Source organism: Mycobacterium sp. pR1184 (assembly GCF_041287235.1).
In the GTDB taxonomy this organism is placed as follows: Bacteria; Actinomycetota; Actinomycetes; order Mycobacteriales; family Mycobacteriaceae; genus Mycobacterium.
Map to the genome: position 1 here is coordinate 1 of NZ_JBGGKR010000025.1, position 10,348 is coordinate 10,348.

11 protein-coding genes are annotated in these 10,348 nt (G+C 65.5%); 6 read left to right on the forward strand and 5 right to left on the reverse strand.

From position 1 onward, the window contains the following. Positions 1-96 precede the first annotated feature (96 nt). The 4 genes from ACAG21_RS27980 (at position 97) to ACAG21_RS27995 (ending at position 4,785) form a co-directional block, all read left to right on the forward strand. Positions 97-837 carry a TnsA-like heteromeric transposase endonuclease subunit gene (locus tag ACAG21_RS27980; protein WP_011894084.1) on the forward strand — a complete coding sequence of 247 codons (741 nt, stop codon included), beginning with the start codon at positions 97-99 and terminating at the stop codon, positions 835-837. 123 nt (positions 838-960) lie between these two features. Continuing rightward, complete coding sequence (locus tag ACAG21_RS27985) at positions 961-2,925, forward strand: Mu transposase C-terminal domain-containing protein (RefSeq protein ID WP_005148662.1); 1,965 nt, start codon at positions 961-963, stop codon at positions 2,923-2,925. Continuing rightward, on the forward strand, positions 2,913-3,941 hold the full coding sequence (locus ACAG21_RS27990; RefSeq protein WP_005148661.1) for an ATP-binding protein: 1,029 nt from the start codon (positions 2,913-2,915) through the stop codon (positions 3,939-3,941). The genes ACAG21_RS27985 and ACAG21_RS27990 overlap by 13 nt, the downstream gene beginning before the upstream one ends. Before the next feature lie 412 nt (positions 3,942-4,353). Beyond that, on the forward strand, positions 4,354-4,785 hold the full coding sequence (locus tag ACAG21_RS27995) for a hypothetical protein (RefSeq protein ID WP_225503056.1): 432 nt from the start codon (positions 4,354-4,356) through the stop codon (positions 4,783-4,785). Between the two features lie 136 nt (positions 4,786-4,921). On the opposite strand, the gene ACAG21_RS28000 is transcribed toward ACAG21_RS27995, so the two are convergent. Genes ACAG21_RS28000 through merA form a run of 5 tightly spaced genes read right to left on the reverse strand, consistent with a single transcriptional unit; the run spans position 4,922 to position 8,708 of the window. Further along, complete coding sequence (locus ACAG21_RS28000; protein ID WP_024444598.1) at positions 4,922-5,770, reverse strand: cytochrome c biogenesis CcdA family protein; 849 nt, start codon at positions 5,768-5,770, stop codon at positions 4,922-4,924. Continuing rightward, entirely contained in the window at positions 5,767-6,321 is a 555-nt protein-coding gene (locus tag ACAG21_RS28005; RefSeq protein WP_005148658.1) for a redoxin domain-containing protein, read from the reverse strand. Before ACAG21_RS28005 ends, ACAG21_RS28000 begins: the two co-directional genes overlap by 4 nt. Next, positions 6,314-6,604 (reverse strand): hypothetical protein, encoded by a 291-nt coding sequence (locus ACAG21_RS28010; protein WP_005148657.1) that lies wholly within the window; start codon positions 6,602-6,604, stop codon positions 6,314-6,316. The genes ACAG21_RS28005 and ACAG21_RS28010 overlap by 8 nt, the downstream gene beginning before the upstream one ends. A gap of 32 nt (positions 6,605-6,636) precedes the next feature. Next, positions 6,637-7,278: an organomercurial lyase MerB gene (gene merB / locus ACAG21_RS28015; RefSeq protein WP_005148656.1), complete on the reverse strand. Its 642-nt coding sequence runs from the start codon at positions 7,276-7,278 to the stop codon at positions 6,637-6,639. A gap of 26 nt (positions 7,279-7,304) precedes the next feature. After that, complete coding sequence (merA, locus tag ACAG21_RS28020) at positions 7,305-8,708, reverse strand: mercury(II) reductase (protein ID WP_005148655.1); 1,404 nt, start codon at positions 8,706-8,708, stop codon at positions 7,305-7,307. A gap of 56 nt (positions 8,709-8,764) precedes the next feature. Between merA and ACAG21_RS28025 the strand changes: the two genes are divergently transcribed. Further along, on the forward strand, positions 8,765-9,154 hold the full coding sequence (locus ACAG21_RS28025) for a heavy metal-responsive transcriptional regulator (protein WP_370499503.1): 390 nt from the start codon (positions 8,765-8,767) through the stop codon (positions 9,152-9,154). A 138-nt stretch (positions 9,155-9,292) separates the two neighbouring features. Continuing rightward, the gene (locus tag ACAG21_RS28030) at positions 9,293-9,934 is read left to right on the forward strand and encodes a cadmium resistance transporter (protein ID WP_079481877.1); all 642 of its coding nucleotides are present in this window, start codon (positions 9,293-9,295) and stop codon (positions 9,932-9,934) included. Positions 9,935-10,348 lie beyond the last annotated feature (414 nt).

A 10,348-nucleotide genomic window follows, 5' to 3' on the forward strand; every position in this document is an offset into this window, starting at 1 on the left:
TGTCCGTTCTCATTGATTCTGGGGCATTCTCATTGAATCTGGGGTAAGTGCGTGTCTTTCTCATTGAATCTGGGGCACGAGGCTTAGCGTTTATGTGTGCTGACGTCGGCTGTTTCGGCTGGGCCAGGTGTAGCGAGTGCAGTGGACTTGGAGTTCAACACCCGCGAGGGATGCACGCGGCAATCGCTGGACCGATGTGCTGCAACCCGGTTTGAGTTGGACTGTTCACCAGTGCGGAATTTCCCCTCGTTTCGAGGTCAGCGTAACTTTCCCGGGCTGTGGTGGTTCGCCACAACCGGCGCACATGTAGGTCACGAGTCCTGGGTAGAACGTGACCAGTTGATGGCGTTGGATGCCGATCCGGATGTTGTTGGTGTTCTGTCGCAACCATTTTGGATTCATTGGCGTGACGGCACGCGGCATGCTCCTGACTACTTCGTGCGGCGCCGCGATGGATCTGTCGTCGTAGTCGACGTTCGTGAGGACGACCGGATCTCTGACGCTGATCGGGACGTGTTCGATCGGTCTGCCGCCACGTGCGCGATGGTCGGTTGGGATTACCTGCGTGTCGGTTCCCTCGATCCAGTGCTGCGGGCGAATCTACGTTGGTTGTCGGGTTATCGGCATCCGCGAGTATTGAAGATCGGTTTGGCTGATCAACTGGCGGAGGTCTTCGCTCGGGTCCGTCCGTTGATGGCTGGTGTGCACGCGGTCGGGACTCCTTTGGTGGTGCTGCCCGTACTGTTTCATCTGCTCTGGCACGGCCGTTTAGTTGCCGATCTGCAAGGAGCGGCACTTGGCGACGACACGGCGATTGGCCTCGGGACCGGGTGGTGACCTGACGTGCGAACGGGTGTCGTCCGAGAGGGAGACGAAATCCGTTTATCAGCAGGTGTTTTCACCGTCGTAACCCTGTCGGGCGGATCAGCTCGACTGGTTGACGCTGTCGGCGAGCAGATTGTGGTGCCGCTCTCGCAGCTGATGGTTGATCCGGCATTGGAATTGGTGTCGGGGTCGCGACCGCCACTGTGTTCTGAGGAAATGCTGGCTGGCATTCCCGAGGCAGCCGTCGAGCAAGCACGGTGGTGGGAGCGCCACATCGTGGAGATCCTCAGCGGCCGCCCGCCTGGGACGGCCGCGGGCATTCGTCCCCGCCCAGAGTTCGACACGGCGAAACGATCTCTGCGGCAGCGTGAGCTGGCCAAGTTGGACGAGCTGCGTGCCGCCGGCCACGACGTGAGTCGGAATGCGTTGCAGCGTCGCCGATTTGCCTACGAACGGGACGGGCTCCTGGGAGTGGTTGACGGGCGCCATAATCGGCGGCGCGCGGTATTCGGCCGTGTGGACGACCGTGTCGTCGCCGCGGTGCGGGATGCGATCGAGGGCGAGACCGACCTGTCAACGGGAACGGTGCAGCGTCTGCAACGGCGGGTCGCCAAGACGCTGGTGGCCACCTATGGTGCCGACGACGCGCCCGCGATGCCGTCGCAGCCCACCTTCTACCGGCTGGTCAAGCGCCTCGCGGAAGGACGGCACACGTTCGGGTCAGCACGGACGCGGCGATCGCTGTCCAAGCAGCCCGATGGCCCATTCGGGTCGATCACCGTGGTGCGCCCCGGCGAGATGGTGGAAATCGATTCAACCCTTCTGGATGTACGGGTAGTGCTCGATGACGGCATGGTAGACCGAGTCGAGCTGACTGCGATGGTCGACAACGCTACGCGGTCCATCCCGGCCGCGGTGCTGCGACCGACGACCAAAGCAGTGGACGCGTCACTGCTCTTGGCGCGGGCATTGACGCCCGAACCGATGCGCCCGGGATGGGCCGATGCGCTGCGGATGTCCCGGTCGGTACTTCCGCACCACAGCCTGACCAGTGTCGATCAGCGCCTGGCCGATGCTGCGGCCAGGCCGGTGATCGCTCCCGAGACGATCGTCTGCGATCACGGGAAAGCGTATCTGTCCCAAACATTTCGGCAAGCGTGCTGCACATTGGGGATCAATCTGCAGCCGGCTCATCCCGACTGCCCGACCGATAAGCCGAAGATCGAGCGGACATTGCAGTCGGTGGGCACCCTGTTCGCACAGTACGTGGCCGGTTACGTCGGTTCATCGGTGGAGCGGCGTGGGAAAAACGCCGAGGACGACGCGGTGTGGTCGATGATTGAGCTGCAGGCGCTGCTGGACGAGTGGATCATCGCGGTGTGGCAGAACCGCCCCCACGATGGCCTGCGGGATCCGGTGACGCCGGGGAAAGCGTTGTCTCCCAACGAGAAATACACTGCCCTCGTTGAGGTGGCTGGCTATGTACCGGTCCCACTGGACGCCGACGACTATATCGAATTGCTTCCCGTGCAGTGGCGCACAATCAACAGTTACGGGGTCCGGATCAACCATCGCACCTATGACGCCAAGGCGCTCAACCCATACCGGCGCCAGCATTCCGGGGTCGATGCCCGTAACGGACAGTGGGAAGTGCACTACGACCCGTATGACGTGTCGAGGATTTGGGTGCGCAATCACCACGAAGACGGATGGCTGGCCGCGACGTGGACGCACCTTCGGTCCTCGCCGGTGCCGTTCGGCGAGACACTGTGGCGCCACGCCCGCTCCGTAGCCGACCGCAGAGGGGCCCAGAAGACCCAGGAAGCGGAGATTGCGGCCATCGCGGAGGACTTGCTGGACCGCGCCGCCGCTGGGCCGCAGCAGCAGACGAAAGCCGAGCGCCGAGTGACTGGACGGACCAGCGCCGCGAGCGCCGGCCGGGACTGGCCGGACCCGACGGAATCATCCGAACATCATGGCCCGTCACCGTCGGAACGGGCCGCCGACAACGAGACTTTCGACGATGACGGCGAGATGGCGGAGGTCATACCCCTGCCGGTGTTTGATGCACGCAAGGAGGCCCAAACGTGGCGACTGTGACCGAGATTGCGGCGGTGGGTCAGTTAGAGGATCGCCGCCAGCCGACCACGACGCTGGAGGGCTGGCGGCGTTTTGTTGATGCCGATCCGCCGGAGTTCACGTTGCTCGCCGACGACGAGTGGGCCAGCCTCGGTGAGGACGAGCGGACGGCCTACAACGAGGCCCGGGTTGCGCATCATTCGGAGCTGGTGGTGGTCACCACGTCGGCGATCGAAGCGATCACCCATCAGGGCCGGCTGTTGACATTGCTCAACCAGCGCGAGATCGGGGCCCGGCGCGGGCTGATCATCTCCGGCGGGGCAGCGACGGGGAAAACTACGGCGATCAAGCAACTGGGTCGGTTTCACGAATTGCGCACCCGTGCACGGTTTCCCGGCGATGAGAGCCGGATTCCGGTGGTGTATGTGACGGCCCCGCCGAAAGGGTCGCCCCGCAAGTTGGCGATGGAGTTCGCACGGTTTCTGGGGCTTCCCACGCTCAATCAGCGGATGAACGTGACCGATATTTCCGATGCCGTGTGCCAGGTGCTCATCGATGCCCGTACCGACATCGTGGTGGTCGATGAAATCCACAACCTCAACCTCGACACCCGCGCCGGCGAAGAACTGTCCGACCACCTCAAATACTTCACCGAGCATCTGCCTGCGACATTCGTTTACGCCGGGATCGAAGTGGAACGCTCGGGGCTGTTCACCGGCACGCGGGGACGGCAGTTGGCCGGCCGTTGCGGGGTGATCCACACCAGCGCATTCCCCGACGCCAAGGAGTGGCGACAACTCGTCGCCGCCATGGAAGGTACCTTGCGTCTGCATCGACACGAACCGGGAAGCCTTGTCGCCCAGGCCCGTTACCTGCACCGCCGCACCGGCGGGATGATCGGCAGCCTGGCCCACTTGATCCGGGCTTCAGCAATCCAAGCGATGCTCGACGGCACCGAGCACATCACCCGCGAGGCCATGGACGATATTTTGATCGACTACGCCGCCCACACGGCCGCGGCCCGCACGGCCAGCTGACGTGGCAACTGTCAGGCCGTGGCCGCGCGGACCACGCCAGCGGCTCCCGCGAACGATCGCACCGTTCCGTTGGGAAGCCGTATCGTCCTACATCGACAGGCTGGCCCGCGCCAACCATATCGGCGTCTCCACACTGCGCGGCCATGTCGCCGAATCATGCGCAGCCCGGCCGCGACCGGACTGGTTGGCCGTCGTCAGCGGCCAACCTGAGCAGGTAATCCGGTCCCGTCTCTGCGGGCTTGCTGGCGACCCCACCGCGCTCAAGCAATATCTCCGCCGCCCTTTGTGTCAAAGATGTATGGCACGCAAGGGAATACACGAACCCGTCTACTGCTACCTGCCTGCACATGTCTCCGTATGCCACCGTCACCGACGCTGGATCGGTTCACCAACGCGCGTTCTTGACGACCAGGTGGATCTTCGTGACCGGCCCACGGTGCTCAGTGCCGGGCGCACGCATCGGCGCTTGGCCCGTCAGTATTCAGAGGTCGACCTTCATGACGCCTTGGGCGACGCCCGCCACATCCTGGTCTTCTGGGCTCACGCAGAGCGTCACGTGGCGGCGGGGATTCTGCAGAATGGCCTAGAAGCGCACGTGGTGGCCTACCCCGATGTGATCGCCGTAGCCGCAACATTGCTCACAGCTCGCCCTCGGGTTGAACAGCCCAGGACGCCAACGGAACCCGCCTGGCCGACGCTACTGCTCGACCGCATCAACGAACGCACCGGCGCCCACCATGCCGACGCCACCCCCGTCGAGCAATGGGCGCAGTACCGACGCCTATTCGCCACTGCCGTATTGACGACACGCTCAGACGGCGCAGAACTGGCGTGTCGCGCTTAGGGGTCGGCAGTCTTGAATGTGCCTTATCAGTAAGGCACTTGTGGTGTGCATCTGACTGTGTCCGACGGTTGTATCTATCGGCTTTCTAATCGTTAGGGACAGTGGTATCTGGCTGGGTGTATCGGCCGGTGAATCATCACCGGCGGCGCTGCTTGCCGGTGATTGGCCGGCGGTGGGTGGTCCAGCACGCGGCCACCGCGCTGACCACCACAGCGAAGGCGGCAATGACGCTGGCCGGGAGGGCGTGGTCCTGCAGCCATCCGGTCGCGGTGGCCGACCAGCCGGTGAGCAGGTTGCCGCCGCTGGCGGTGTGCCCGGTGGCCGCGGGCAGCCAGTACCACGCGAGGTAGGCGCCGGTGGCGATGAGGACAACGGCGGTGACGCGGGTCCCGTGGCGGGCGAGGATACCCAGATGCCGGGTCAGGGCCGTGCCGGCGATGGCGGTGCCGACGCTGACCAGCATCAAGATGGTGGCGGCACCGGCTGTGTATGCGGTGAACACTGCCAGCAGACCGCCCCATCCGCTGGTGGCCTGGGCCTGGGCGATCACCGCGAGCAGTACCCCGAAGGTGCAGGACAGTGACGCCAGGGCGTAGCCGATTCCGGCCGCGAGCACACCACCGGCTGTTGGGGAGTCCGGCCGATGACGCGTCCGGGCAGGCATACGCAGACCGATGGTGCGGCCGGTGAGCATGAAGCCGCCCAAGATGGCCAGGGTGAGCCCGATCGTGATCCCGAGCCAGGGAGCAGCCGTCACCAGGGTCCGGGCACCGGCACTGATCGCGATACCGGCGAGGGTGAGGGTGCCGGTGAACCCGATGGTCAGGACGGCCCCGGTGCGCAGTGCCCGGGCCAGCCGCACGAGCACCGCATCGGTGCCGCCGGTGGCGATGGTGCCGGTGATCCACGCCGGTAGCAGCGCGAACCCGCAGGGGTTGACCGGGGCGAGCATGCCAGCGGTAAACGCGAGCGCGAGCAGGTTCACCGTGCGGCGCTGCTGCCGAGGGCGGCCAGGATCTGATCCTGGGACGGGGCGTGGCCGCGGTAGCTGATCTGCCCGGACGGGTCGATGACGAGGGCGGTGGTCGGCGCGGTCACCTGGTAGCGGCTGGTCAGGGCCCCGTTAGTATCGACGACCGCGGGCAGGCTGGTGCCGCCGATCTGGTCCAGGAAGTGGCGAACATCGGCGGGTTTCTCGGTGGGGACGATGTCGACGGCTAGGAACTTGGCGCTGCCTCCGGCTTTCTCCACGGCCGCCCGAGCAGCGGCCAGGGATTTACCGCCGCCGACGCATTCGCCGCACCCGTAGGAGAAGAACAGGATCGCGGTCGGGGCGGCAGCGGGCAGTTCGACGGTTTTGCCGTCCACCGTGGTCAGTGTCGCCGCCGTCGCCTGGGTTGTGGCGTTGGCGTGTGGCGGTGAGGTCGGATTGCTGGTTGTGGCCGATTGGCCGCACGCGGTCAGCGCGCCCGCTGCCAGCATCACAGCCGTAACGCCCGCCCACCTGTGGGGTGTAAACGAACGCGTTTCAGACATTGTCGATGCTTCCTTTCGTCAGGTCGTCGAGCGTGTGCGTCGCGGGTGAATGGCTGTCGGCGGGACAGCAGTGATCGCCGCGTTGACCGCGGCGGGCGAAGGCGACCACAGCCGCCAGCAGCAGCGCGACGGCTGCCCCGATGACCCATGGATTCTCGAGCAGTCCACACACGGCGGCGAGCGCGCCGCCGGCGATCAGGACTGGCGCGGCGCAACACAGGGCCGTCACCAGCACCGCTGCCGCACCCAGCAGCACGGGATTTCTTCGTGGACGTTGATTCATTGATTTCTCCTCATCAGGTTGGGTGCGGCTGGTCAGCTGCAGCAGCCGGGGTGGGCAGTTGGCGGGGTATGGAGCTGGGTAAGGATTTGTGTGGTCAGGGCTGCGCCGAGTTGGTGGGCCTCAGCGACGCTGACGATCTGACCTTCGGGGTGCTCGGCGAGCCACGGCGCGGCGTCCTGCGCGCAGGTGAAGTAGTGCACCTGGTTGCAGAATGAGGACCGGATCGAGGTGAGGTCGTCGGGGTTGACCAGCGAGACCACCGCGGTCTCGGGCTGCACGCTGGTGACACCGTTTTCGCCGACCGAGACCCTGATCGGGTGCCCGCTGACGGGTGATTCGGATTCGATGCTGGCGGGCCGGTCCAGGATGGTGGGAAAGATGAGGGTGTCCAGGGCGCACCAGGTGTAGAGCTCTTGGCCGGCCACGGTGAATCGGTGGCGGGTCGGGCGCAGGGTCAGGCCCTGGCCGACGATGCGGCCCTGCTCGTCGTATTCGGTGTCGGGTACCGCGGCCAGACGCCGGGTCACCTCGTCAACCGGGAGGCCGACGGCCGCGGCGAGCGCCTCCACGGTGACCGGCTCGCCGGCGGCGAGCAGCCGCAGCAACGGCACCAGCATCGTCGGGTCGAGCCCGGACTCTTCCGGAATGGTCAGGCGGTCAAGGAAATTGGGCATCAGAAACCTTTCGAGTGAGCCATGCGTCAGGATGCGCAGCAGGACAGTCGGGACATATCGGCGCTGAAGGACTGGGCGGCGATTTTGATGCCTTCGGCCATGGTCAGATACGGGGCCCAGGACCCGGCGACCTGGTCGACGGTCATCGCGGCGTCGAGGATGTAGACCGCGGCGGCGGCGATCTCGCCAGCATCCTTGGCGACGGCGGTGATGCCGTGGATGCGGCCGGTGCCGGCGTCGGCGACGAGTTTGATGAAACCGCGGGTGTCTCGGTTGACCACCGCACGCGGCACATGTTTTAGCGGCAGCACCCGGCAGTCGCACCGTGTCCCGGCGGCGAGGAGCTCGGCCTCGGTCGTCCCGGCCGCACCGACCGCGGGGCTGGTGAACGTCACGCGGGGCAGATGGCGGTAGTCGACCCTGCGGCCGGCGTCGGTGAAGATGTTGTCGGCGACCATCGCGCCGTGATGGGCGGCGACGTAGACGAACTCGCGGTGCCCGGTCACGTCGCCGGCCGCCCAGATCCGTGGGTTCGACGACTGCAGCCCGTCGCTCACCACGACCTCGTTGTTCTCGCCGGTTTTGACCTGCACCGCTTCGAGATTCAGGCCGTCGGTGTTCGGACGGCGGCCGGTGGCGACGAGGACTTTCGCGGCACGGAACTGCTGCGTTCCGCCGGTGATGGTCGCGGTGACCGTGACCTGATCGTCGGCCTGCTCGACCTCGCTCACCGTGGCGCGGCGCACCACCCGGATGCCGTCGTCGGCGAACACCTCCAGCAGCGCCATGCCGACTTCCGGCTCTTCCTTCGATGCCAGCGTGGAGCGGACCAGCACCGTCACCGTTGACCCGAGCCGGGCGAACAGTTGCGCCTGCTCCAACGCGACGTAGCCGCCGCCGATCACCAGCAGCGACTCCGGGACCTCGGTGACTTCCATCGCGGTGGTCGAGGTCAGGTAGGCGACGCCCTCGAATGCGGGCGGGATGACTGGGTTCGCGCCGGTGGCGATCAGGTAGTGCTCGGCCTCGATGGTGGCATCGCCGACCTCGATGACGGGCGCGTCCGGGGTTCCGGCGAACCGCGCTTGGCCCTGAATGCGCTGCCAGCCATACGATTCGGCCACGTTGAGGTACTTCTCTGAGCGCAGCGACTCCACCAGATCGTGCGTGCCGGCGATCAGGGCCGCCATGTCCACCGGGCCGGCCGTGGTGGCGATCCCCGGGAACCGGGCAGTGTCGGCTGCGGTATGCCGGGCCTCGGCCGCTGCGATCAGGGCCTTTGACGGCACGCAGCCGGTGTTGACACACGTGCCACCGAAGATGCCGCGCTCGATCATGACGACGGACTTGCCGAGCGCGGTAGCGCGGATCGCCGCGGCCATCGCCGCGCCGCCGGAACCGATGACCGCGAGGTCCAATCCCTGACTCATGCACCCATCCTTGACCTTCAAGTAGGCTTGAAGGTCAAGTGTTCTGAGGAGACATCGTGAGAATCGGGAAGCTCGCCGAGGCGACCGGGGCCACCACCGCGACGCTGCGCTACTACGAAGACGAAGGCCTGCTCCCGCCCGCCGAACGTTCCCCGGCGGGGTATCGCGACTATGCCGCCGACACGATCGCCCGGGTCGGCTTCATCCGACGGGGACAGGCCGCCGGGTTCAGCCTCGCCCAGATTCGGCAGATCCTCGACATCCGTGACAGCGGCCACGCGCCGTGCACGCACGTGCGCGCCCTGCTCGACATCCGACTGACCGACCTCGACGAGCAGATCAGCGCACTGGTGGCACTGCGCGAGACCATCGCCCGGCTGCGGCAGGGCGCCGAAAGCGTCGACCCGGAATCATGCAGCGCCGATGACGTATGTCGATACCTCTAGGAGCCACCTCCGTGGCACCGGAGGCATGTATTTCGTCAAGTCCGTTGACCCCGGCAGTCGTCATGAATTTCCGCCCCACTGGAGGTCGTTGGTGCGCGGGAGCGCGGGGCCTGCTGAGCAGTAGGCTCACCCGATGCGGTGGGATTTCACTCGAAGCTGGTCGCATTGGCCGTGCTGAGCCCAGCCACACTCGTTCAGGCGATCGCCACCTTCGCCATCACCAATATCGACGACATCGTGGTCCTCGCGGTGATGTTCGGCCAGGCGCCCGGTCATCGTGGCGCAGCCATCCGAGTGACCGCCGGTCAGTACCTCGGCTTCACCGCCATCTTGGCAGTTTCGGTCGGCGGCGCACTCCTGGGTGCCACGCTGCTTCCTCCAGCCGCACTGCCGTACTTCGGGCTGCTGCCCATCGTGTTGGGGCTGCGGGCGGCATGGCTGGCCTGGCGGGATCGCCGCACCCAACCGGCGCCGACCGATGATCCCGCAACACTGTTGACGCCTGGCACCTGGCAGGTCGCAGTCATCACCTTCGCCAACGGCGGCGACAACATCGGCGTGTACGTTCCGATCTTCGCCGTCTCAACGATCGCCACCATCGGTGTTTACATCATCGTGTTCCTCATCGGTGTGGCCATCTGGTGCGCGGCCGGCCGATATTTCGCCTCCCACCCGATCATCGCCAAAGCACTCTCACGCTGGGGCCACATCGTTCTGCCCGTTGCACTGATCACAATCGGGGCCCTCATCCTCATCAAAGGCGGAGCGTTCGCCCTCTAGCTCGGAGCAACTTCACCACTCAGGGCCAGGAGGCGCTCCTGCATCGGCATGTGTTGGCGTTCAACCACTTTGGTGATGTCCCGGCCCGTATCCGCTATGACAATCTAAAACGGGCGGTGGCCAAGGTGCTCAAAGGCCGCAGCCGGCACCCGAACTACCAACACGAGCGAGCGCACCACAGAATCATGATCGTGTGTCACGAGAGACACGATCACAGTAGTTATACCGAAGACGTACCCGAGCCAACGGAATCGACAGGAGACCATTCCGGCTACCCTGCTGCGCTCGCAGCCGGGCGCGGAAGCAGGGTAGCCCCAGATTCAATGAGAAACGTCGCGATCGAAATTCTCATCCAATCTGGGGCAATGCAGGTCAGACTAGTAAATGTGCCCCAGATTCAATGAGAACGGACAG